Source organism: Cellulomonas sp. Marseille-Q8402, assembly GCF_965119525.1.
In genome coordinates, this window is sequence record NZ_CBCPLX010000001.1 from 47369 (window position 1) to 70700 (window position 23332).

At 73.1% G+C, this 23332-nt stretch carries 22 protein-coding genes; 10 read left to right on the forward strand and 12 right to left on the reverse strand.

Annotation, left to right across the window (positions count from 1 at the left end; translation table 11 throughout):
- Window positions 1-151: 151 nt before the first annotated feature.
- From ctaC to ACWPWW_RS00240, 3 genes are all read left to right on the forward strand, one after another.
- Window positions 152-1051, forward strand: coding sequence for an aa3-type cytochrome oxidase subunit II (gene ctaC, locus ACWPWW_RS00230; protein WP_454048349.1), 900 nt, complete (start codon window positions 152-154; stop codon window positions 1049-1051).
- Window positions 1051-2865, forward strand: coding sequence for an aa3-type cytochrome oxidase subunit I (gene ctaD / locus ACWPWW_RS00235; RefSeq protein ID WP_454048350.1), 1815 nt, complete (start codon window positions 1051-1053; stop codon window positions 2863-2865). Before ctaC ends, ctaD begins: the two co-directional genes overlap by 1 nt.
- Window positions 2866-2933: 68 nt before the next feature.
- On the forward strand, window positions 2934-3332 hold the full coding sequence (locus tag ACWPWW_RS00240) for a cytochrome c oxidase subunit 4 (RefSeq protein ID WP_454050363.1): 399 nt from the start codon (window positions 2934-2936) through the stop codon (window positions 3330-3332).
- Between the two features lie 65 nt (window positions 3333-3397).
- On the opposite strand, the gene ACWPWW_RS00245 is transcribed toward ACWPWW_RS00240, so the two are convergent.
- The 6 genes from ACWPWW_RS00245 to ctaE all read right to left on the reverse strand — a co-directional run bounded on the left by ACWPWW_RS00245 (window position 3398) and on the right by ctaE (window position 9675).
- Window positions 3398-4003 carry a dihydrofolate reductase family protein gene (locus ACWPWW_RS00245; RefSeq protein WP_454048351.1) on the reverse strand — a complete coding sequence of 202 codons (606 nt, stop codon included), beginning with the start codon at window positions 4001-4003 and terminating at the stop codon, window positions 3398-3400.
- 471 nt (window positions 4004-4474) lie between these two features.
- Window positions 4475-5104, reverse strand: a complete 630-nt coding sequence (locus tag ACWPWW_RS00250) for a superoxide dismutase (protein ID WP_454048352.1) — start codon at window positions 5102-5104, stop codon at window positions 4475-4477.
- Between the two features lie 297 nt (window positions 5105-5401).
- The gene (gene qcrB, locus ACWPWW_RS00255; protein ID WP_454048353.1) at window positions 5402-7147 is read right to left on the reverse strand and encodes a cytochrome bc1 complex cytochrome b subunit; all 1746 of its coding nucleotides are present in this window, start codon (window positions 7145-7147) and stop codon (window positions 5402-5404) included.
- Window positions 7144-8172 (reverse strand): cytochrome bc1 complex Rieske iron-sulfur subunit, encoded by a 1029-nt coding sequence (gene qcrA, locus ACWPWW_RS00260; RefSeq protein ID WP_454048354.1) that lies wholly within the window; start codon window positions 8170-8172, stop codon window positions 7144-7146. Before qcrA ends, qcrB begins: the two co-directional genes overlap by 4 nt.
- A complete protein-coding gene (qcrC, locus tag ACWPWW_RS00265) occupies window positions 8169-8972 on the reverse strand; it encodes a cytochrome bc1 complex diheme cytochrome c subunit (protein WP_454048355.1) in 804 nt (267 codons plus the stop codon). Before qcrC ends, qcrA begins: the two co-directional genes overlap by 4 nt.
- 55 nt (window positions 8973-9027) lie before the next feature.
- On the reverse strand, window positions 9028-9675 hold the full coding sequence (gene ctaE, locus ACWPWW_RS00270; RefSeq protein ID WP_454050364.1) for an aa3-type cytochrome oxidase subunit III: 648 nt from the start codon (window positions 9673-9675) through the stop codon (window positions 9028-9030).
- A gap of 197 nt (window positions 9676-9872) precedes the next feature.
- On the opposite strand from ctaE, the gene ACWPWW_RS00275 reads away from it, so the two are divergent.
- Both ACWPWW_RS00275 and trpD read left to right on the forward strand, forming a co-directional pair.
- Entirely contained in the window at window positions 9873-10307 is a 435-nt protein-coding gene (locus ACWPWW_RS00275; RefSeq protein WP_454048356.1) for a hypothetical protein, read from the forward strand.
- Complete coding sequence (gene trpD / locus ACWPWW_RS00280) at window positions 10304-11353, forward strand: anthranilate phosphoribosyltransferase (RefSeq protein ID WP_454048357.1); 1050 nt, start codon at window positions 10304-10306, stop codon at window positions 11351-11353. Before ACWPWW_RS00275 ends, trpD begins: the two co-directional genes overlap by 4 nt.
- A gap of 108 nt (window positions 11354-11461) precedes the next feature.
- Here the strand turns inward: trpD and ACWPWW_RS00285 are convergent, their stop codons facing one another.
- A complete protein-coding gene (locus tag ACWPWW_RS00285) occupies window positions 11462-11743 on the reverse strand; it encodes an Lrp/AsnC family transcriptional regulator (protein ID WP_454048358.1) in 282 nt (93 codons plus the stop codon).
- A 7-nt stretch (window positions 11744-11750) separates the two neighbouring features.
- Complete coding sequence (locus tag ACWPWW_RS00290; RefSeq protein ID WP_454048359.1) at window positions 11751-13658, reverse strand: DEDD exonuclease domain-containing protein; 1908 nt, start codon at window positions 13656-13658, stop codon at window positions 11751-11753.
- 86 nt (window positions 13659-13744) lie between these two features.
- On the opposite strand from ACWPWW_RS00290, the gene ACWPWW_RS00295 reads away from it, so the two are divergent.
- A complete protein-coding gene (locus tag ACWPWW_RS00295; protein WP_454048360.1) occupies window positions 13745-15058 on the forward strand; it encodes an NYN domain-containing protein in 1314 nt (437 codons plus the stop codon).
- A gap of 12 nt (window positions 15059-15070) precedes the next feature.
- Here the strand turns inward: ACWPWW_RS00295 and ACWPWW_RS00300 are convergent, their stop codons facing one another.
- A complete protein-coding gene (locus ACWPWW_RS00300; RefSeq protein WP_454048361.1) occupies window positions 15071-16885 on the reverse strand; it encodes an AMP-dependent synthetase/ligase in 1815 nt (604 codons plus the stop codon).
- 269 nt (window positions 16886-17154) lie between these two features.
- On the opposite strand from ACWPWW_RS00300, the gene ACWPWW_RS00305 reads away from it, so the two are divergent.
- The gene (locus tag ACWPWW_RS00305; protein WP_454048362.1) at window positions 17155-18099 is read left to right on the forward strand and encodes an ROK family glucokinase; all 945 of its coding nucleotides are present in this window, start codon (window positions 17155-17157) and stop codon (window positions 18097-18099) included.
- A 20-nt stretch (window positions 18100-18119) separates the two neighbouring features.
- Here the strand turns inward: ACWPWW_RS00305 and ACWPWW_RS00310 are convergent, their stop codons facing one another.
- Window positions 18120-18821 (reverse strand): hypothetical protein, encoded by a 702-nt coding sequence (locus ACWPWW_RS00310; protein ID WP_454048363.1) that lies wholly within the window; start codon window positions 18819-18821, stop codon window positions 18120-18122.
- Between the two features lie 99 nt (window positions 18822-18920).
- On the opposite strand from ACWPWW_RS00310, the gene ACWPWW_RS00315 reads away from it, so the two are divergent.
- The 3 genes from ACWPWW_RS00315 (at window position 18921) to ACWPWW_RS00325 (ending at window position 22407) form a co-directional block, all read left to right on the forward strand.
- On the forward strand, window positions 18921-19697 hold the full coding sequence (locus ACWPWW_RS00315; RefSeq protein ID WP_454050365.1) for a lysophospholipid acyltransferase family protein: 777 nt from the start codon (window positions 18921-18923) through the stop codon (window positions 19695-19697).
- A 137-nt stretch (window positions 19698-19834) separates the two neighbouring features.
- Window positions 19835-21055 (forward strand): pyrophosphate--fructose-6-phosphate 1-phosphotransferase, encoded by a 1221-nt coding sequence (locus ACWPWW_RS00320; RefSeq protein WP_454048364.1) that lies wholly within the window; start codon window positions 19835-19837, stop codon window positions 21053-21055.
- Window positions 21055-22407 (forward strand): class II 3-deoxy-7-phosphoheptulonate synthase, encoded by a 1353-nt coding sequence (locus ACWPWW_RS00325; RefSeq protein ID WP_454048365.1) that lies wholly within the window; start codon window positions 21055-21057, stop codon window positions 22405-22407. Before ACWPWW_RS00320 ends, ACWPWW_RS00325 begins: the two co-directional genes overlap by 1 nt.
- A 71-nt stretch (window positions 22408-22478) precedes the next feature.
- On the opposite strand, the gene ACWPWW_RS00330 is transcribed toward ACWPWW_RS00325, so the two are convergent.
- Window positions 22479-22895, reverse strand: a complete 417-nt coding sequence (locus ACWPWW_RS00330) for a VOC family protein (RefSeq protein WP_454048366.1) — start codon at window positions 22893-22895, stop codon at window positions 22479-22481.
- Between the two features lie 5 nt (window positions 22896-22900).
- Window positions 22901-23281, reverse strand: a complete 381-nt coding sequence (locus tag ACWPWW_RS00335) for a helix-turn-helix transcriptional regulator (protein WP_454050366.1) — start codon at window positions 23279-23281, stop codon at window positions 22901-22903.
- Window positions 23282-23332 lie beyond the last annotated feature (51 nt).

A 23332-nucleotide genomic window follows, 5' to 3' on the forward strand; every position in this document is an offset into this window, starting at 1 on the left:
CTCGTGTGCCCGAAACGCGGGTCTGGGACCACCTCACCGCGACCAGCGCGCTACGCTGCACGGGATCGAGGACATAGGTCCTAGGTGTATTCCCTGTCGGACGACGCCGGGTGGCGTCGAGGGCGACGGGGACCGAAGTGGAAGGCCCCCGGTGCGCTCGCAGACCCCCCGCCGCCCGAGGCGGACCCGACTGGCCGTCGCGGGACTCGTGTCCGTCGTCGCGTTCGCGCTCGCCGGTTGCTCGCCCGACGTCCAGCGCGGCTGGCTCCCCGGTGACTCGGACAACGAGATCACCAACCAGACCGGCCGCATCACGAACCTCTGGGTCGGCTCCTGGGTCGCCGCGCTGCTCGTGGGCGTGCTCGTCTGGGGCCTGATCATCTGGTGCGTCACCGTGTACCGGAAGCGCAAGGACGACGACCAGCTCCCCGTGCAGCTCCGCTACCACGTGCCGCTCGAGATCATGTACGTGATCCTGCCGATCATCATGGTCGGCGTGCTGTTCTACTACACGGCGCGGGACATGTCGGAGATCCAGGACCGCAGCGCCGAGCCGGACCTCACGGTCCAGGTGATCGGCAAGCAGTGGAGCTGGGACTTCAACTACGTCGACGACGACGTCTACGACACCGGCCAGCACGCGCAGCAGGTCAGCGAGACCGGCGTCCTCGCCGACCAGCCGACCCTGTACCTGCCGGTGGGCGAGCGCGTCGAGTTCGTGCTCGACTCCCGCGACGTCATCCACTCGTTCTGGGTGCCCGCGTTCCTGTACAAGCAGGACATGATCCCGGGACGCACGAACACGTTCCAGGTCGTCCCCGAGGTCGAGGGCGAGTACGTCGGCAAGTGCGCCGAGCTCTGCGGCGAGGAGCACTCGTCGATGCTGTTCAACGTGAAGGTCGTGTCGCGCGACGAGTACGACGCGCACATCGAGGAGCTGCGGGACGCCGGCCAGGACGGTCAGCTGGGTCTCGAGTACAACCGCCTGCAGGACGTCCGCGTGACCGGTGACGGTTCCGAGGACGCCGAGGGCGAAGAGGGAGCGAACTGATGGCCGCCACCGTCGAGGTCGTGCCGGGGCTCGCCCCGCGCCGCCAGACCCTGGGCCGCACCGTCGTCAAGTGGGTCACGTCGACCGACCACAAGACGATCGGTTACATGTACCTGATCGCGGCCTTCGCCTGGTTCGCGATCGGCGGCATCATGGCCCTGCTGATCCGCGCCGAGCTCTTCGAGCCGGGCATCCAGATCGTGCAGAGCAAGGAGCAGTACAACCAGCTCTTCACGATGCACGGCACGATCATGCTGCTGCTGTTCGCGACGCCGCTGTTCTCCGCTTTCGCCAACATCATCATGCCGCTGCAGATCGGTGCTCCCGACGTCGCGTTCCCGCGGCTGAACGCGTTCTCGTTCTGGCTGTACCTGTTCGGCGGCCTGATCGCCGCGGCCGGGTTCCTCACCCCGCAGGGCGCCGCGTCGTTCGGCTGGTTCGCCTACGCGCCGCTGTCGAACTCCGTGTACTCGCCGGGAGCCGGTGGTGACCTCTGGGTCTTCGGCCTCGCGCTGACCGGATTCGGCACGATCCTCGGTGCCGTCAACTTCATCACCACGATCGTCACCATGCGCGCGCCCGGCATGACGATGTTCCGGATGCCGATCTTCACCTGGAACACGCTCATCACGAGCCTGCTGGTGCTGATGGCGTTCCCGCCGCTGGCCGCCGCGCTGTTCGCGCTGGGTGCCGACCGCCGGCTCGGTGCGCAGGTGTTCAACCCCGAGAACGGCGGCGCCATCCTCTGGCAGCACCTGTTCTGGTTCTTCGGGCACCCCGAGGTCTACATCATCGCGCTGCCGTTCTTCGGCATCGCGACCGAGATCCTCCCGGTGTTCAGCCGCAAGCCCGTGTTCGGCTACAAGGGCCTGGTGTACGCGACCATCGCGATCGCCGCCCTGTCGGTCACGGTCTGGGCGCACCACATGTACGTCACCGGCGCCGTCCTGCTGCCGTTCTTCGCGCTGATGACGATGCTGATCGCCGTCCCGACGGGCGTGAAGTTCTTCAACTGGATCGGCACGATGTGGCGCGGGAAGCTCACGTTCGAGACGCCGATGCTGTGGACGATCGGCTTCCTCACGACCTTCCTGTTCGGCGGCCTGACGGGCATCATCCTGTCCAGCCCGGCCCTCGACTTCCACGTCTCCGACACGTACTTCGTGGTCGCGCACTTCCACTACGTGGTGTTCGGCACCGTCGTGTTCATGATGTTCGGCGGCATGTACTACTGGTGGCCGAAGTTCACCGGGCGCATGCTCAACGAGCGGCTCGGCAAGGTGCACTTCTGGCTGCTGTTCGTCGGGTTCCACATGACGTTCCTCATCCAGCACTGGCTGGGTGCGCTCGGCATGCCTCGCCGGTACGCGGACTACTCGCCGGAGGACGGGTTCACCTGGATGAACCAGCTCTCCACGGTCGGCTCGATGATCCTCGCGATCTCGACGCTGCCGTTCCTGTGGAACGTCTACATCACCTGGCGCAAGGCGCCCAAGGTCACCGTCGACGACCCGTGGGGCTACGGCCAGTCGCTCGAGTGGGCGACGTCCTGCCCGCCGCCGCGGCACAACTTCACGTCGCTGCCCCGCATCCGCTCGGAGCGCCCGGCGTTCGACCTGCACCACCCCGAGGTCGCCGCCATGGACCACGTCGAGCCCGACCCCGGGTTCTTCGACTGGGAGTCCGAGCGCACGGGTGAGCAGGGCGTGGCCCGCGACCGCATGGAGCACGGCGGCGGCGAGCCCGAGCAGTCCAGCTCGACGATCGTGGACGACCGCCCGCGCGACACCGACGAGGAGGGCCGCGACCGATGAGCAGCCTCAACGAGCCCGGCGCCCGCCCGTCGGTGCACGGCGACGCGAGCACCCGCCCGCGCCACGCCATGAAGGTGGAGCCGTACCTGTTTCTGGGCGGCGTGCTGTTCTTCATCCCGATCGGGCTGGTCTACGCCTGGTGGAGCGGTGGCGAGGCCGTCGGCACCGTCGGCATCCCGCTGGTCGGCGGTCTGGTCGGCATGATCGGTGGCTACCTGGCGCTGCTGGCCCGCCGGATCGACGCGCGGCCGGAGGACGACCCGGAGGCGCTCATCGCCGAGGGCGCCGGCGACCAGGGCGTGTTCAGCCCGTGGAGCTGGTGGCCCATCACGATCGCCTTCGCCGGAGCCCTCGCGTTCCTCGGCATGGCGATCGGCTGGTGGCTGCTGTACATCGGCGTGGCCCTCGGGGTCATCGGCCTGGTCGGCTGGATCTTCGAGTTCAGCCGCGGCCAGCACGCGCACTGACGCCTGACGTCCGCAGGGCCGGTCTCCCTCCCGGGGAGACCGGCCCTGCGTCGTCCCGGGCCCGCTCAGCCCGTTCGGTCCTCCCGGCCCTCCTGGCGCACCCGGTAGCGCAGGTGCAGCACCCGGACGCCCTGCAGCACCACGACCGGGTCCTGGAGCAGGTGCTGCGCGCCGGCCGAGCCGAAGAACCGCCTGCCGGACCCGAGCACGACCGGGGCGACGTCCATCCGCACCTCGTCGACCAGGCCCGCGGCGAGCGCCTGGCCCCCCACGTCGCCGGCGGCGACCTCGACGACGCGGTCGCCGGCGAGCTCCTGCGCCCGGGCCACGGCGGCCTCGACGCCCTCGACGAAGTGGAACGGCGCCCCGGGGTCCCAGCCCGCGGGCGGCGGCCGGTGCGTCACCACGACCACGTGGTCGACCCCGCTCGGCGGCGTCCCGTCCCAGCCGTCCGTCAGGTCGAAGACGCGGCGGCCGACGACCGTCGCGCCGATCTGGTCCCAGTACGGCCGGACGTAGTCGTACGACGCCTGCGACACCTGCAGCGCGCCGCTGTCGTCCAGCGGGACGTCGCCCTGGACCAGCCAGTCGAAGAGGGGTCCTGGCTGGTCCTGCTCGTCCGCGACGAAGCCGTCCACCGACACCGAGCCGTACATGACCACCGTGCCCACGCGCGCTCTCCTCTGCTCGGCAGCGCCCCGGGCGACGCCCGCGGACCCTCGAGGACCTCGTCGCGCCGCCGACGCTACCGGCCCCCGCGCACGCGCGACCACCCCCGCCGCCCCCTGCCCGCCCCCTGCCCGCCCCCGCGGCCCCCGTGCTCGCCCCGTGCCCGCCCCCGCCGCCCCCGCCGCCCCCGCTCGCCCCGCACCCAGCCGCCGAGGTAGTGCGTTCTCCGCGAGGTAGTGCGGCACGGCGCACTACCTCGGCGTGAACGCACTACTTCGGCGCACGGGGCGGGTGGGCGGGAGCGGGCCGGGCGGGTGGAGCGGGGCGGGCGGGAGCGGGTCGGGCAGGTGGGAGCGGGGTAGGGCGGCGGGAGCGGGGTGGGGCGGAGCGGGGCGTGGGCGGGGGTGTGCGGGCACGGGAGAGGCCGGCCGCCCCGGGAGGGGGCGACCGGCCTCTGCGGGCTCAGACGGCTCTCAGAGCGACGGGACGATCAGCCCGGCGGTCTGGGTGCGGGCGCGGGTGAAGCGCGCCGCGGCGTCGGACCAGCTGACGATGTTCCACCACGCCTTGACGTAGTCCGCCTTGACGTTGACGTAGTCGAGGTAGAACGCGTGCTCCCACATGTCGAGCACGACGATCGGCACGAGGCCGAGGGGGATGTTGCCCTGCTGGTCGTACAGCTGCACGATGACCAGCTTCTGGCCGATGGAGTCCCACGCGAGGATCGACCAGCCGGAGCCCATGATCGTGGTGGCGTTGGCGGTGAAGTGCGCCTGGAACTTGTCGAACGAGCCGAAGAACTCGTCGATCGCCGCGGCCAGCTCGCCCTCGGGCTTGTCGCCGCCGTCGGGGGAGAGGTTCTCCCAGAAGACCGAGTGGTTCACGTGGCCGCCGAGGTTGAACGCGAGGGTCTTCTCGAGGCCCGCCACGGCGCCGAAGTCGCCGGACTCCCGGGCCGCTGCCAGCTTCTCCAGCGCGGTGTTCGCGCCGGCCACGTACGTCGCGTGGTGCTTGTCGTGGTGGAGCTCCATGATCCGGCCGGAGATGTGCGGCTCGAGCGCCGCGTAGTCGTAGGGCAGGTCCGGAAGGGTGTAGTCGGCCATCAGTGCCTCTCCTGCTCGGGCCGCGGCTCTTGCGCCGCGACGACGTCTTCGCAGTCGGCGCACCCGTGAGCACGCCTCCTGTAGTCGTACCACGTCCGCCTGCCTGCTGCCCGGGGGGCTCGTGCACGACGGTGCGGGACGTGCGGCGCCCCGGCCTGCCGACGACGACGCCCGGGCGTCCTCCGGCGTGGTGCCGGTGGAGCCCGGGCGTGGTCGGTGGGGTCGATCCGCGCCTACTGGGTCGAACGACCGGTCGGAGCGGATGATTCCCCAGGTCAGAGCCTGTTCAGCATGCGGTCACCCGCGCTGGGTGCCCTCGGTGTCCTCCGGCTCGGGGGCGAGGTGCCGGGTGCCGCTGCCGGCGCCCGTGAGCTCCTCGTGCTGCTCGGCCGGCGCCGCCGGGAGGGCGTCGTGCCCGCCGTGCGACTGCGCCGCGAGCAGCTCGGCCGGGGTGACCGGCTCGACGCGGTCCTCGTAGAACACGTGCGAGAGGCGCTTGCGCATCGCGTCGATGCGGTAGCCCTTGCGGCGCACGCCGCGGGCGTCCTCGGCCGGCTCGATCTCGAGCGGGCGTCGGGGCCCGTGCTGCACCCGGAGCCAGCGCTCGTGGGCGTCGAGGGGCTTGTGCACCTCGATGTACTCGCCGGAGGCGAACCGCACGATGCGACCCGTCTCGTGCCCGTGCAGGACCAGCTCGCGGTCCTTGCGCTGCAGCGCGAGGCAGATGCGCTTGGTGATCCAGTAGGCGACCGCCGGGCCGACGAACAGCAGCACCCGGAACGTCCACGTGATGTCGTTGATCGACAGGTGGAAGTGCGTGGCGATGAGGTCGTTGGAGCCCGCGAGGATCAGCACCATGAACGCCGTGAGGAACGCGACGCCGAAGGCGGTGCGGAACGGCGCGTTGCGGGGACGGTCCAGCACGTGGTGCTCGCGGTCGTCACCGGTGGCGAACGCCTCGATGAACGGCCAGAGCGCCAGCGTGGTGAACAGGATGCCCGGGATCACGACGCCGGGGACCAGGATGTTCAGGGACAGCGTGTACTGCCCGATGACGACCTCGGCCCCGCCCGGCATGAGCCGCAGACCGCCCTCGAGGAACAGCATGTACCAGTCGGGCTGGGCGCCGGCGCCGACGATCGACGGGTCGAACGGCCCGTAGTTCCACACCGGGTTGATCGTCATGGTCGCGGCCATCAGGGCGATGACGGCGAACACGACGAAGAAGAAGCCGCCGGCCTTGGCCACGTACACGGGGAACAGCGGGTAGCCGACGACGTTCTTGTCGGACCGGCCGGAGCCCGGGTACTGCGTGTGCTTGTGCAGCACGACCATCAGCAGGTGCAGCCCGATCAGCGCGAGGATCAGCGCCGGGATCAGCAGGATGTGCAGCGTGAACAGCCGGGGGATCAGCTCGGTGCCCGGGAACTCGCCGCCGAACAGCGCGAACGAGATGTAGGAGCCGGCGATCGGGATCGCGCGGGCCACGCCGTCGGCGATGCGCAGGCCGTTGCCGGACAGCACGTCGTCGGGGAGCGAGTAGCCGGAGAAGCCGGCCAGCAGGCCCAGGATCATCAGCGTGAAGCCGACGAGCCAGTTGAGCTCGCGGGGCTTGCGGAACGCGCCGGTGAAGAACACGCGCATCATGTGCGTCACGATCGACGCCATGAAGATCAGGGCCGCCCAGTGGTGGATCTGCCGCATGAGCAGACCGCCGCGGACCTCGAAGGACAGCCGCAGCGTCGAGGCGAACGCCTCGGACATCTGCACGCCGTTCATCGCGGCCCAGGGGCCGTCGTAGTGCACCTCGGTCATCGAGGGCACGAAGAACATGGTGAGGAACGTGCCCGAGATCAGCAGCACGACGAAGGAGTACAGCGCGATCTCACCCAGGAGGAACGACCAGTGGTCGGGGAAGATCTTGCGGGCGAACTCCTTGACCGCGGCGCCGACGCCGGTCCGCTGGTCGAGGTAGTCGGCGGTCCCGGCCGCCGCGCGCGCGCCGCGGGTCAGCGGGGCGCTGGGGGAGTCGACGGTGCTCATGTGAGGCGCTCCCAGAAGGACGGGCCGATGGGCTGGTTGAAGCCGTCCTGCGCGACGAGGTAGCCCTCGTCGTCGACGGTGATCGGCAGCTGGGGCAGCGGGCGCTTGGCCGGGCCGAAGACGACCTTGGCGCCGTCCGCGGCGTCGAAGGTCGACTGGTGGCACGGGCACAGGATGTGGTGCGTCTGCTGCTCGTAGAGGGCGACCGGGCACCCGACGTGGGTGCAGATCTTGGAGAAGGCGACGATGCCGTCGTACGACCAGCCCTCGCCCTGCTCGGACCGGAGGTCGGCCGGGTCCATGCGGACCATGAGGACGACTGCCTTGGCCTTCTCGTCGAGCGGGTGGTCCAGCTCCTCGAGGCCCTCGGGGATGACGTGGAACGCCGAGCCGATGGTCACGTCCGCCGCCTTGATCGGGCGGGCCGTGGGGTCGGTGACGAGGCGGGTGCCGCGCTTCCAGACGGTGCGCTTGGAGCGCGACACGTCCCAGTCGCCGCCGATGTTGCCGATCAGCGGCACGGCGATGGAGAGCGGGAACAGGGCCAGCGACGTCACCATGGCGCCCTTGAGCACGCCGCGGCGGCCGATCGCCGAGTCCTTGGCACCCGCGCGCAGGGCCTCGACGGCCTTGACGCGGGTCTCGTCGGAGGTGCGGATCGCGTGCCGGTCCTCGGACTGCTCGCGGTCGTTCATGAGCGACTTGGCCCAGTGCACGGCGGCGAGGCCGATGCCGGCGAGGCCCAGGAACATGGCCAGGCCGAGCAGCAGGTTGGACATCCGCATGCTGCCGACCGTCTCGCCCGGGGGCACCAGGGCGTACGCGACGATCGCGCCGATGGTGCCGACGATCGAGAGGGTGAAGAGGACGACGACCTGGCGCTCCGCGCGCTTGTTGGCCTTCGGGTCCGTGTCGCCGAGCCGCTCGTGGTGCTCGTGCATGCCCGGGTCCTCGAACTGCTCCGGCACGGAGGCGTGCTCCACGCGGGCGGTGAGGTCGGTCGAGGGGTCGTGGTGCGTGCTCACGAGGACTTGGCTCCGATCCAGACCGAGGCGGCGATCAGCAGGCCGATGCCGACGACCCAGGCCCACAGGCCCTCGCTGACGGGGCCGACCGAGCCGAGGGTGAGGCCGCCGGGCGACCCCTCCCGCTGCGTCTCGAGGTAGGCGATGATGTCGCGCTTCTCGTCCGGGGTGATGTTCGCGTCGTTGAAGACCGGCATGGACTGCGGGCCGGTCAGCATCGCCTCGTAGAGGTGCGTGGGGGTGGTGTCGTTCAGCGACGGCGCCCACTTGCCCTCGGACAGCGCGCCGCCGGCGCCGGTGACGCCGTGGCACATGGCGCAGTTGGTGCGGAACAGGGCGCCGCCGGTGGCGACGTCCCCGAGGCTCGCGTCGACCTGCTCCTCCGTCGGGATCGAGGGACCGGCGCCGAGGGAGGCGACGAACGCCGCCAGCTGGGCGATCTGCTCGTCGTCGAACTGGACGGGCTTGGCCTGGATCTGCGCGCCGTTCATCTGGGCGGGCATGCGGCCGGTGCCGACCTGGAAGTCGACCGCGGCGGCACCCACGCCGATGAGGGAGGGGCCGCCGGCGCCGCCGTCGACCGCCTCACGGCCCTCGGCGGAGACGCCGTGGCAGGTGGCGCAGTTGGCCTGGAACAGCTTCTGACCGGCGGCGATGTCGCTCTCGCTGGCCGCAGCCTGCGCCGCGTCGGCGCTGGCGGGCTGGGCGATGGCGTACACCGCTCCGGTGAGCAGCAGCGCCAGCAGGAGCAGCACCACCGGTGCGGACCGGTGATGCCTGCGGGCGGCGAGTGCCTTCACGGATGGATCCTCGTCTCGGGCGTGCGGGGGGCGTGGGTGGTGCGGGGGGTCGTCGTCACTTGATCAGGTAGATCGTCGCGAACAGCGCGATCCAGACCACGTCGACGAAGTGCCAGTAGTAGGACGTCACGATGGCCGTGGTGGCCTCGTGGTGCCCGAAGCGCTTGGACGTGAACGAGCGGCCGAGCAGGAACAGGAAGGCGATCAGGCCGCCGACCACGTGCAGGCCGTGGAAGCCGGTCGTCAGGTAGAAGACCGAGCCGTACGGGCTCGAGGAGATGGTGAGCCCCTCGTGGACCAGCTCCGCGTACTCGAAGATCTGGCCGCCGATGAAGAACGCGCCCATGACGTAGGTCAGGGTCATCCACTCGTTCATGCCCCAGCCCTTGACGTTCAGCAGGCCGCCGGAGCGGACGGGCTGGAACCGCTCGGCGGCCCACACGCCCATCTGGCACGTCACGGAGGAGAGCACCAGCACCGTCGTGTTGATCAGCGCGAAGGTGATGTTGAGCTTCTCCGTCTGGACCGCCCACTCCTCGGGCACCGTCGACCGGAGGGTGAAGTACATGGCGAAGAGGCCCGCGAAGAACATGAGCTCCGAGGCCAGCCACACGATCGTCCCGACCGACACAGGGTTCGGTCGGTTGACGCTCACATGGGGAGCGGAGGCGGGGGCAGCCGTTGCGGTCGTCACGCACGTCAGTATGGCCGATAACGGCGCTACATGGGTCACAAGTCCCAGGGCGTCGCCGAGGTTTCTGTCACATCGTCACCTCGTTCCGCGTGTTCTCCGGGGTCGCCCGCGGCGCGCGGGGAGTCCCGGGACCACGCCGCCGGCGGCGTGCCAAGATGCTGGCACCGGACGCGCGCGACGCGTCCCCGCACGAGCGAAGGACCACCATGGCTGCTGACCGCGCCCACGACGAGACCGACGCCGCGTCCGTCCCGGGCCCGCGCATCCTGCTCTACAGCGACGACGTCGACACCCGCGCCCAGGTGCGGCTCGGCGTCGGGCGCCGGCTCGGCCGCGGCACGCCCGACATCCGGTGGAGCGAGGTCGCGACGCCGCAGGCCGCGCTGGAGCAGGCCGGGACCGGCGCGTACGACCTGTTCGTGTTCGACGGGGAGGCCGCCAAGGTCGGCGGCATGGCCCTGGCGCGCCAGGTCAAGGACGAGGTGTTCCGCTGCCCGCCGGTGCTGGTCCTCACGGGCCGGCCGCAGGACGCGTGGCTCGCCGCGTGGGCCGACGCCGACGCGGTCGTGTCCCAGCCCCTCGACCCGGTCGAGCTCCAGGCCGCCGTCGCCGGGCTGCTGTCCCGGACCCCCGCCGCATGACCGAGACGGTCACCTGGTCCGACCTGCTGACGACGCTCGTCGACGGCCAGGACCTCGGCGAGGCCCAGACCACCTGGGCGATGGACCAGATCATGTCCGGCGAGGCCTCGCCGGCCCGGGTGGCCGGGTTCCTGGTCGCGCTGCGGTCCAAGGGCGAGACCGTCACCGAGCTGACGGCGCTGGCCGACACGATGCTCGCGCACGCCCTGCGGTTCGAGGTGCCCGGGCGCGCCGTCGACATCGTCGGCACGGGCGGCGACCGCGCGCACACCGTCAACATCTCCACGATGGCCTCGGTCGTCGTCGCGGGCACCGGCGTGCGGGTCGTGAAGCACGGCAACCGCGCGGCGTCGTCCTCGTCGGGCTCCGCGGACGTGCTCGAGGCGCTCGGCATCCGGCTGGACCAGACGCCGGAGCGCGTGGCGGAGCTCGCGCACGAGGTCGGCATCACCTTCTGCTTCGCCCTGACGTTCCACCCGGCGATGCGGCACGTCGCCGTCGCGCGGCGCGAGCTCGGGATCAAGACGGTGTTCAACTTCCTCGGTCCGCTCACCAACCCCGCGCAGCCCGCGGCCGCGGCGATCGGCGTCGCGGACCCGCGGATGGCGGGCCTGGTCGCCGGGGTGCTGGCCCGGCGCGGGACCGAGGCGCTGGTGTTCCGCGGCGACGACGGGCTCGACGAGCTGGCGCCCACCGGGACGTCGCACGTGTGGCACGTGACGGGCGGCGCGGTGACGGAGCACGTCCTCGACCCCGTCGCCGACCTCGGCCTCGCACGGCTGACCGTGGCGGACCTGCGCGGCGCCGACGCGGAGTTCAACGCCGGCGTCGCGCGGGCGGTGCTCGCCGGCGAGCCCGTGGCGTCCCGGGAGACGGTGCTGCTGAACGCCGCGGCGGCCCTGGTGGCGGACGGCAGCCTGTCCGGCACGGGCGCCGACGGCGGCACCCTGACCGCGCGGCTGCGCGCGGGCCTCGGCCACGCCGCCCGGGCGGTCGACACGGGCGCGGCCGCCGACGTCCTCGCCCGCTGGCGCGCGGCGTCCTGACGCGGGCGTCGGCCGCACCAGGCCGGGGTCGCCGCACCTGGCGGAGAGCCCTGCCCGACACGCCGCAGCGTGCCGGGCAGAGTTCTCCAGCTCGTGCAGGTGGCGCGGTCAGTCCTCGATGCCGAGGGCGAAGGCCTGCTCGAGGTCGTGGCTCGAGTACGTCCGGAACGCGATGAACGTCTGCGTGCTCAGCACGCCCTCCACCTTGCTCACGCGGTCCGCGATGATGTCGGCGAGCTCCTCGTGCTCGCGGACGCGGACCATGGCGATGAGGTCGACGCCGCCGGTGACCGAGTAGACCTCGCTCACGCCGGGGATCTCGGCGATGGCGGCGGCGGCCTCGGGGATGCGGGCGGCGTCGGTGTCGATGTGCACGATGGCGGTCAGCATGACGCCATCATGCCGCGCCGGGCGCCTCCGCGGCGGGGCCCTGCGTCCCGGCCGCGGCCGGCGCATCGTGCTCGACCCGCGTGCCGTGCTCGCCCCACGCCGCCTCGGCGGTGAACCGGTCGTCCCGCCCGGCGGCGTCGTCGGGGGCGCCGGCGGCGAGGTCCGTCGCCACGCGTCCCGCCGCGACGGCGTCCGCGGGGTCCGTGCGGGCCTGGGCGGACCGCACCGGGTACGCCCACGGCGTGCTGACCCCGACGATGCGCACCCCCGGCCGCCCGAGCCACGCCAGCACGAGGTCCGCCTCCTCCGGGTGGCCCGCCGGCGCGGGCGGCACGGGGGCCGGCACGTGCTCACCGGTGACGCGCAGCGAGTCGATGGCGGGCACCGGGTCGGTGCGGGGCGGTACCAGCGCGGTGCCGGCCAGGCGGCCGTACCGGACCAGGACGACCTCCCAGCCCCCCGCGTCGGTGCGCCGGGCCGCGACCAGCTCCTCGCAGGCGGCGAGCGGTGCCAGGCGCTGCGCCCGGGCGGACCCGCGCAGGAACGCCGCGAGGCGGTCGCGGACGCCGGCGGCCTCCTCGTACCGCTCCTGCACAGCGAGCGCGGCGATCCGGTCGGCGTGCGCGTCCACGACGGCGGCCGGGTCGGTGAGCATGGACTCGCGCACCCGCTCCACGGTCCGGGCGTACTCGTCGGCGGCCTCGGGCCGGACGCAGGGGGCGGGGCAGCGGCCGATCTCCGCGAGGTGGCACGCGCTCGCCCCGGGCGCGGGCACGGCGGGCAGGCGCGCGGTGCACCGGCGGATCGCGAACGCGTCGTGCAGCGCCTCGAGCGCGGTCTGCGCGGCACCGCGGGACGCGAACGGCCCGATGTGCGTCGCGTCGTCGCGCACCTCGCGGACCACGGAGAGGCGCGGGAACGGCTCCGTGGTGAGCCGGATCCACGGCATCCGCTCGGGGGAGCGGGACCGCCGGTTGTACCGCGGGGCGTGCTCGGCGATCAGCCGCAGCTCGCGCACCTGCGCCTCCAGCGGCGTCGCGCACACGACCGGCGTCACCGCCTGCGCGATGCGGACCATCTCCCGCATCCGGGAGCGCTTCTCGGCCGCCGTGAAGTAGGAGCGGACCCGCTTGCGCAGCGACGTCGACGTGCCGACGTACAGCACCTCGTCCTGCGGGCCGCGGAACAGGTAGACCCCCGGGGCGTCGGGCAGGCCGTCGGCGAGCGTGCGCTTGCGCCGCACGTCGGCCGGCACCGGGTCCGCGGCGGTCGCCAGGTCCTCCAGGTGCGTGATGCCCAGCGGTGCCAGGCGGCTGAGCAGCGCGTGCAGGACGTCGACGGTGGCCTGCGCGTCGGCCAGGGCGCGGTGCTCCGGCACGACGGTCGCCCGGAACAGCGCGGCGAGGGTGCTCAGCTTGTGGTTGGGCGCCTCGTCGCGCGTCACCACCCGCCGGGCGAGCCGCACGGTGTCGACCACGGGGAAGCCGGGCCAGGCGTGCCCGGTCTCGGCGGCGGCCGCCTTGAGGAAGCCGACGTCGAACGGCGCGTTGTGCGCGACGAGCACCGACCCGCGCGCGAACTCGAGGAACGACGGCAGCACCTCGGCGATCCGCGGGGCGCCGATCACCATGGCGGTGGTGATGCCGGTGAGCACCTGGATCTGCGCCGGCACGGGGCCGCCGGGGTCGACCAGCGTCTGGAACTCGCCCAGCACCTCGCCGCCACGGACCTTCACGGCACCGATCTCGGTGATCGCGGAGGTGCCGGGGGACGCCCCCGTGGTCTCCAGGTCGACCACGACGAAGGTGACGTCGTGCAGCGGCGTCCCGATGTCGTCCAGCGTCACCTGCACGGGCCGCCCGGTGAGCGGGGGCGCCGGCTCGGCGCGGGGCGGGACGGGGAACCGGTGGACCATGTCCGGCACGCTAACGGCGGGGTCCGACACGGCAGCAGCCACCGGCAGCCACCGGCAGCCACCGGCTGAGCCGTAGGGTGACCGGCATGTCCGAGCCCGTCCCCGACGCCGTGCGCGCGGCCGTGCTGCCCCTGGCCGCGGAGGTGCTGGGGACGCTCGACGCGACGGCGGTCCCCGCGGCGCTGGCGGCGGTGCGCCGGTTCGCCCCGCGCCGGCGTGCCGCGGCCGGGGCCGGCCCGCTGTGGCTCGCCGTCGAGCGGGACGACGCGTTCCGCGCCCGGGTGGCCCGGGCCTGGTCCCAGGCGCACCCCGCCCTCGCCGCCGACCTGCTCGCCGACCCGCCCGCGCCGGGCGCGCCCGAGGACCGGCTGACGCTGGCGGTCGGCGCCGTGCTGCTGCGCCCCGAGGGCTGGGCGGCGCGCCTGTCGGCCCTCGGTCACGAGCCCGGGACGCCGGAGGGCGTGCAGGCCGCCGGCGACTCCGTCGTCCCCGTCCAGGACGACACCCACCGCGCGCACCGGGCCGAGGCCGAGGTGCGCCGCCTCGCCGCCCGGCTCGCCGCGGAGACCGAGCGTGCCGACACCGCCGAGCGCGAGCTGACGACCCTCCGCAAGGACCTGCGTCGCCTCCGGTCGGACGCCGACCGCGCCCGCGCCGAGGCCCGCCGCTCCGCCGAGCACGCGGCCGACGTCGCGGCGGCGGCCGAGCGGGTCCACGTCGAGGCGGCGCGGGTGCGCGCGGGCGCCGACGCGGACCGGCGGCGGGCCGACGACCTCGCTCGCACGGCCCGGCAGGACGCCGCGGCCCTGCGGGAGCTGGCGGAGGTGCGGGTGCGCCTGCTGCTCGACACCGTGGTGGAGGCCGGCGCGGCGCTGCGCGACGAGCTGGCGCTGCCGCCGGCGGGGCGGATGCCGGCGGACCTCGTCGCGCCGGTGCCGGCGTCGACCGGCCCCGGCCCCCGCCCGACCTCCCGCGGCCGCGCGGCCGAGGACCCCGCGCTCCTGGACGACCTGCTGGCGATGCCGCGGGCGCACCTGGTCGTCGACGGCTACAACGTGTCCAAGCTCGCCTGGCCCGACCAGCCGCTCGGTGAGCAGCGGCGGCGGCTCACCGAGCGGCTGGCCACGCTGGCCGGCCGGACGGGCGCCGAGGTGACGTGCTGCTTCGACGGGCAGGAGGGCACCCAGGACCGGGCGCCCGCGGGTCCCCGGGGCGTGCGGGTGCTGTTCTCCCAGGGGGAGATCGCGGACGACCTGATCCGCCGCCTCGTGCGCGCCGAGCCCGCGGGTCGCGTGGTCGTCGTGGTGACCAGCGACCGCGCGCTCGGCGCGCACGTCGAGGCGGACGGCGCCCGGGTGCTGCCGTCGGCGACCCTGCTGGCGCGTCTGGGCCGCGTCTGAGCCGGACCGCGGCTACGCCGTCGGCTGGTCCTCCCGGTAGATCGCCTCGACGTCGGTCGCGAAGTCCTTCAGCACGTGCGTGCGCCGCACGCTGAGCTTCGGCGTCAGGTGCCCGCTCGCGATCGTCAGGTCGTGCTCCAGGATCCGGTACTTGCGGATCGACTCCGCGCGGGACACCGCCCGGTTCGCCCGCTCGACGCCCTCGTCGATCGAGGCCAGCACCTCGGGGTCCTGCGCGGCCTGCGCGACGGTCAGCTCGGGGCGGCCGTGCGCGGCGCACCAGCCGGGGAGCCCCTCGGGGTCGAGGGTCACCAGCGCGCCGATGAACGGCCGCCCGTCGCCCACGACCACGACCTGGCTGATCAGCGGGTGGGCGCGCAGCCGGTCCTCGAGCACCGCCGGGGCGACGTTCTTCCCGCCCGCGGTGACGATGATCTCCTTCTTGCGCCCGGTGATCCGCAGGTACCCGTTCTCGTCGAGCGAGCCGAGGTCGCCGGTGCGGAACCAGCCGTCGTCGAACGCCTCGGCGGTGGCGGCAGGGTTGCCGTGGTACTGGCGGAACACCTGGTGCCCGCGCACCTCGACCTCGCCGTCGGCGGCGATCCGCACGGACGTGCCGGGCAGCGGCAGCCCGACGGTGCCGATCCGGGTCCTGCCCGGCATGTTGACCGTGGCCGGCGCGGTCGTCTCGGTCAGGCCGTAGCCCTCGAGCACCTTCACGCCGATGCCCCGGAAGAAGTGCCCGAGCCGCTCGCCCAGCGGCGCGCCGCCCGAGATGGCCCACTCGACCTTCCCGCCCATCGCGTCGCGGAGCTTGTGGAACACCAGCCGGTCCGCGACGGCGTGCTGCACCCGGAGCGCGAGGCCCGGCCGGCCGTCGTCGAGCGCGCGCGAGTAGGCGATCGCCGTGCGCGCCGCCCACTGGAAGATCTTCAGCTTCCCGCCGGCCGCGGCCTTCTGCTCCGCCGAGTTGTAGACCTTCTCGAACACGCGCGGCACCGAGAGGATGAACGTCGGCCGGAACTCCTGCAGGTCCGTCAGCAGCTGCTTGGTGTCGGGCGTGTGGCCGAGCACCGCGCCGGCGGGCATGCACAGCACCTCGACGAACCGCGCGAACACGTGCGCCAGCGGCATGAAGAGCAGGGTCCGGGCACCCGGCGTGGCGACGACCTCGTGCAGCCCCTCGACGGCGTTGCGCGCGAGCACGGCGAAGTTGCCGTGCGTGAGCGCGACGCCCTTGGGCCGACCGGTGGTGCCGGACGTGTAGATCAGCGTGGCGAGGTCGTCGCGGCCCGCGACGTGGCGCCGGCGCTCCAGCTCCGCGTCGGGCACGTCCGCCCCCTCGGACTCCAGGGCGGCCAGCGCGCCGTCGTCGAGGACGAGCACGTCGCGCAGCAGCGGCGCCTCCGGACGCACCTCGGCGACGGTGGCGGCGTGCGCGGCCGACTCGACGACGAGCAGCGTCACGGCGGCGTCGGTCAGGATCCAGTGGACCTGCTCCGCCGACGACGTCTCGTAGACGGGGACGGGCACGGCGCCGGCGCTCCACAGCGCCCAGTCGAGCAGCGTCCACTCGTAGCGGGTGCGGGACATGATGCCGACGCGGTCGCCGGGGGAGACGCCGCGGGCGACGAACCCGCGCGCCACCGCCCGGACGCGGCGGTCGAACTCGCGGGCGCTCACCGTGTGCCACGTGGTGCCCGTGCCCGGCGTCTTGTGCTCGATGAGCGGGCCGTCCCCGGTGGCGGCCACGCGCGCGTCGAGCAGGTCGACCAGGTTCTCGCGCGGTCCGGCGGCGACGAGCAGGGGGGTGCTGTACTCCTCCATGAGTCTGGCTCCATCGTCAGAGGTCGGAAGGTGTCCGCAGCATAGGGGACTTCCGTCCCAGAAGGCAGGAGCCCGCGCCGTCGCCCGTCCGGGTGGTCGTGCGCGGACGCGGCCGAACCGTGGGAGCGTGTGCGAACCAGTCCGATTTGCACGCTAGCGTGGGTGCGCACGCGCGCAGGGTCGCCGCCGCCGCACCGGTGCTGCAGCGTCCCGGGAGCCGGTGGAACCGCGCCGTGCGGCTGGGAACCTTCACGCGGAAGCAGGGAAGCATGCACGCCATCGGTGTGGACATCGGCGGGACCAAGATCGCCGCCGGTGTGGTCGACGAGGACGGCCGGATCATCGCGAAGACCCGTCGCGACACCGACCCGCGCGACTCCGGGAGCGTGGACCGCGGCGTGATCGAGGCGTGCCAGGAGCTCGCCGAGCAGCACGAGATCGGCGCGATCGGCCTCGCGGCCCCCGGCTTCATCGGCACCGACCAGGCCACCGTGCTGTTCACCCCGAACCTGCCGTGGCGCGAGCACCCGCTGCGCGACATCGTCGCCAAGGAGCTCGGCGAGGACGTGAAGATCGTCGTGGCCAACGACGCCAACGCCGCCGGCTGGGCCGAGTTCCGGTTCGGCGCCGCCCGCGAGGAGCAGGACATGCTCCTGCTGACGATCGGCACCGGCCTGGGCGGCGCGATCGTCGTCAACGGCGAGCTCGTGCTCGGCGCCTGGGGCGTGGCGGCCGAGGTCGGCCACATGCGCGTCGTGCCCGGTGGCCACTACTGCGGCTGCGGCCACGAGGGCTGCTGGGAGCAGTACGCCTCCGGCAGCGCCCTGGTGCGCGACGCGCAGTCCGCGCTGATCACCGAGCCCGCCCGCGGCACCCGGCTGCTCGAGCTCGCCGGCGGCGACGCCGACGCGCTGACCGGCCCGCACGTCACCCAGGCCGCGCAGGAGGGCGACCCGCTCGCCGTCGAGCTGCTGGCCGAGCTGGGCCGCTGGATCGGCGAGGGGTCCGCGTCCGTCGCCGCGCTGCTGGACCCGTCGATCGTCGTGATCGGCGGCGGCGTCAGCGCCGCCGGCGACCTGCTGCTGGCGCCGGCGCGCCGCGCGTTCCTCGACCAGCTCTCGGCCCGGGGCCACCGGCCCGAGGCCACCTTCGCGCTCGCCGCGATGGGCAACGACGCCGGCATCGTCGGCGCGGCGGACCTCGCGCGCCGCTGAGGTCTCCCGGGCGGCGCCGGTCAGACGACGGCGCCGTCCGAGTCGTCGTCGCGGTCGTCCTTGCGGTGGGGCATCCGCCAGAGCAGGACGCCCAGCCCGAGCAGGAACACGACGACCGACGCCTGCATGACGGCGGCGGGTGCGCCGCGCCACGCGATCAGGACCACGAGCCACACGACCGGCATCCCGGCCACGGCGAACCACGCCATCGTGAGCAGCGGGTCGCCGCCCAGGACGGGGCCGGGCTCCGGAGGGCGGAAGTGCTCGGCGTCGTCGACACGGCGCTCGGCGTCGTCCATCTGGCTCGTCGCGTCCCAGTCGCGACCGGAGAGCGACGGGTCGTCGGGCCCGGGGCGGGCGCCACCGGCCGTGCCGGACGTGCCCGAGGCGCCAGCGGGATCGCCCGGCCGCGCGGGTCGGACGACGCGGCGGTCGGTCACCCAGGGTGCGACGGGGTAGGTTACGGCGGGACCGGACGACGTCCGCGGGTCGTCCTGGCCAGCGGGGGCGGCGCTCGGCGGCTCCGCCGCACCGGTCGGGCCGGGTTCGCCGCGCAGGTCGGCGACGATCGCGGCCCACTGCTCGTCGGTGACCCGTTCCCCGCGGTCGTCCGGACGGTCGTCGCGCGGACCCGGTACGCCGGGGGCGCCGGAGGCGTCGTGGACGCCGTCGGGCTCGTCGCCGTCGGGGGACGGGTCGGGACGGTCGGGACGCGGAGCCATGGCAGCACTCTAGAGTCGGCCACGAGCACAGGGCACGGGGACGGCGCACGGCGTCCCGCGGTGACGAAGGCGAGAGGTGGCAGGTTGTTCTACTGGTTCATGAAGCGGGTCCTCGTCGGCCCGCTGCTGCACCTGCTGTTCCGTCCGTGGGTGCGGGGTGCGGAGCACGTGCCGAGCAGCGGCGCCGCGATCCTCGCGAGCAACCACCTGGCCGTCGTCGACTCGTTCTTCCTGCCGCTGGTGCTGGACCGCGAGATCGTGTTCATCGGCAAGAACGAGTACTTCACCGGGCGCGGGCTGAAGGGCCGGCTCACCGCCGGGTTCATGCGCGGCGTGGGCACCATCCCCGTGGACCGCAGCGGTGGCAAGGCCTCCGAGGCCGCTCTGCGCACCGGCCTGAACCGGCTGGGCGAGGGCAAGCTGTTCGGCATCTACCCCGAGGGCACGCGCAGCCCCGACGGCCGCCTGTACCGCGGCAAGACCGGCGTGGCGCGGATGGCGCTGGAGTCCGGCGCCCCGGTCATCCCGGTCGCGATGATCGACACCGACAAGGCGCAGCCCCTCGGGCAGCGGCTGCCGCGGCCGCGGCGCATCGGCGTCGTGATCGGCGAGCCGCTCGACTTCAGCCGGTACCGCGGCATGGAGAACGACCGGTTCATCCTGCGCTCCGTGACCGACGAGATCATGTACGCGCTGATGTCGCTGTCGGGCCAGGAGTACGTGGACATCTACGCGGCGACGCAGAAGGCACGCATCGCCACCGGCCACCCCGCCGCGACGGGCCAGGCCGCGCCCGAGCCGACCGCCCCCGGCGGGCGCGCCGTGCCCGATGTCCAGCCTCCGGTCCCGCCGGAGGACGACGCCCCGGCTCAGTAGGATGAGCCCGTCCGTCCGGGCCCGTCGGTGCCGGACGCCCCAGGACCTCGGTCCCGGGTCCGGGTCGCACGCGTCGCCTTGAGTGTCCGCGCGGCCGGGAAACGCCCAGCTGTGCAGTTCAACGAGAGGTGTGTCTCATGTCGGTTCGTCGCGTCGCGCTCCTGACCGCGGGTGGCTTCGCTCCGTGCCTGTCCTCGGCCGTCGGTGGTCTCATCGAGCGGTACACCGAGATCGCCCCCGAGGTCGAGATCATCGCCTACCAGCACGGCTACTACGGGCTCCTGCGCGGCGAGAAGATCGTCATCGACGCCGAGGGTCGCGCCCAGGCGCACCTGCTGCACCGGTTCGGCGGCTCGCCGATCGGCAACTCCCGCGTCAAGCTCACCAACGCCGCCGACTGCGTCAAGCGCGGCCTGGTCCAGGAGGGCCAGGACCCGCTGCAGGTCGCGGCCGAGCAGCTCAAGGCCGACGGCGTCGACGTCCTGCACACCATCGGCGGCGACGACACGAACACCACCGCGGCCGACCTCGCCGCGTACCTGGCGGACAACGACTACGGCCTGACCGTCGTCGGCCTGCCGAAGACCATCGACAACGACGTGGTGCCGATCAAGCAGTCGCTCGGCGCGTGGACCGCCGCCGAGGAGGCCGCGGGCTTCGCCGCGAACGTGATCGGCGAGCACCGCTCGGGCCCGCGCATGCTGATCGTGCACGAGGTCATGGGCCGGCACTGCGGGTGGCTGACCGCCGCGTCCGCTGCCGCGTACCGCAAGTGGCTCGACACCCAGGAGTGGGCCCCGGCCCTCGGCCTGACGCGCGAGCGCTGGGACATCCACGCCGTGTTCCTGCCCGAGCTGGCCCTCGACATCGACGCCGAGGCGGAGCGCCTCAAGGCCGTCATGGACACCCAGGGCAACGTCAACATCTTCCTGTCCGAGGGTGCCGGCATGCACGAGATCGTCGAGCAGCTCGAGGCCTCCGGCGCCGAGGTGCCGCGCGACCCGTTCGGGCACGTCAAGCTCGACACGATCAACCCGGGCCAGTGGTTCGCGAAGCAGTTCGCGGAGAAGCTGGGCGCCGAGAAGGTCATGGTCCAGAAGTCGGGCTACTACTCGCGCGCCGCGGCCGCGAACGCCGACGACCTCCGGCTCATCAAGTCGATGACCGACCTGGCCGTCGAGTGCGCCCTGCGCGGCGAGGCCGGCGTCATCGGCCACGACGAGGAGGACGGCGACCGGCTCAAGGCGATCGCGTTCCCGCGGATCGCCGGCGGCAAGGCGTTCGACGTCTCCCAGCCGTGGTTCGGCGAGCTCCTGGAGGGCATCGGGCAGTCCCTGGTGCCCGCGACGGCGCACTGATGAGCGTCGAGGCCGACCCGCAGGTCCTCGAGGGCCTCGAGCACTGGCGGACCCTGCCCGTCACCCAGCAGCCGGCGTGGCCGGACCGGGACGCGCTCCGGCGCGCCACGGACCGGCTCGCGAGCCTGCCGCCCCTGGTGTTCGCGGGGGAGGCCGACGCGCTGCGCGGCCAGCTCGCGGCCGCCGGGCGCGGCGAGGCGTTCCTGCTGCAGGGCGGCGACTGCGCGGAGACGTTCGCGGAGGCCACGGCCGACAACATCCGCGGCAAGATCATGACGGTGCTGCAGATGGCCGTCGTGCTCACGTACGGCGCCAGCCTGCCGGTGATCAAGATGGGCCGGATGGCGGGGCAGTACGCCAAGCCGCGGTCGTCCGACTCCGAGACCCGCGACGGCGTCACGCTGCCGGCGTTCCGGGGCGACATCATCAACGGCTTCGAGTTCACGCCCGAGGCCCGCACGCCGGACCCCGAGCGGCTGCTCGACGCGTACCACACGTCCGCGTCGACGCTGAACCTCATCCGCGCGTTCACCACCGGGGGCTTCGCGTCCCTGCTGCGGGTGCACGAGTGGAACCGCGGGTTCACCGCCAACCCGGCGTACGCCCGGTACGAGGAGATCGCGGCCGAGATCGACCGCGCGATCCGGTTCATGGCCGCGTGCGGCGCGGACTTCGACGCCCTGCGCACCGTGGACTTCTACTCGAGCCACGAGGGGCTGCTGCTCGACTACGAGCGGCCGCTCACCCGGATCGACTCGCGCACGGGTCTGCCGTACGACTGCTCGGCGCACTTCCTGTGGATCGGGGAGCGCACCCGGCAGCTCGACGGGGCGCACGTCGACTACTTCAGCCGCGTGCACAACCCGCTCGGCATCAAGCTCGGGCCCACGTCGACCGCGGACGACGCGCTGCGCCTGATCGACAAGCTCAACCCGAGCGCGGAGCCGGGCCGGATCACGTTCATCACCCGCATGGGGGCGAGCAAGATCCGCGACCTGCTGCCGAGCCTGGTGGAGAAGGTCACGGCCGACGGCCGGCCCGTCACGTGGGTGTGCGACCCGATGCACGGCAACGGCATCACGTCGGCGTCCGGGTACAAGACCCGCCGGTTCTCCGACGTCATGGACGAGGTCGCCGGGTTCTTCGAGGTGCACCGCGCGCTCGGCACCGTGCCGGGCGGGCTGCACATGGAGCTCACCGGCGACGACGTCACGGAGGTGCTCGGCGGCGCCGAGGAGATCGACGACGCCGGCCTGGCCCGGCGGTACGAGACGCTCGTCGACCCGCGCCTGAACCACCAGCAGTCGCTGGAGCTCGCGTTCCAGGTGGTGGAGCTGCTCCGGCGCTCCTGACCCGGCGGCACGACGACGCCCGCACCACCGGCCCTCGCGGGTCGGCGGTGCGGGCGTCGTCGTGCGCGGGGTCAGGCCTGCTTGCGCTGGCTGAACCGCAGGAGGTTGCCCGACGGGTCGCGGAACGCGCAGTCCCGCACGCCGTAGGGCTGGTCGATCGGCTCCTGCAGCACCTCGCCGCCGGCGGACCGGATCCGCTCGAACGTGGCGTCGCAGTCGTCGGTGGCGAAGATGACGCCCCGCAGCAGGCCCTTGGCCAGCAGCTCGGCCATCGCCTGCTTGTCGGCCGGCGAGGCGCCCGGGTCCGCCAGCGGCGGCTCGAGCACGATGTGCACGTCGGGCTGGGCGGGGGAGCCGACGGTGACCCACCGCATCCCCTCGAACCCGACGTCGTTGCGTACCTCCAGGCCGAGGACGTCCCGGTAGAACGCGATGGCCGTCTCGTGGTCGTCGACGGCGATGAAGCACTGCGAGAGGGTGAGGTCCATGCCCCTCACGCTAGGGCTGCCGGGCGCGGCGGGGCTTCTCCGTTCCTGACCGGTCGGGTCCGGACCTTGGCGACGCACGCCGGGATGTCCGCGCCGGCGTCGTGCGAGCGGGCGCGGTACGCGCTCGGGCTCATCCCGACCAGCTCGGTGAACCGGCTGCTGAACGACCCGAGCGACGTACAGCCGACGGCCATGCAGACCTCGGTGACGCTCAGGTCGCCCCGGCGGAGCAGCGCCTTGGCCCGCTCGATCCGCCGGGTCATCAGGTAGCTGTACGGCGACTCGCCGTAGGCGGCGCGGAAGCTGCGGGAGAAGTGGCCGGCCGACATCAGCGCGTCGCGGGCCAGGGTCGGGACGTCGAGCGGCTGGGCGTACTCGCGGTCCATCCGGTCGCGGGCCCGGCGCAGCCGGACCAGGTCCTCGATGCTCACGCCCGC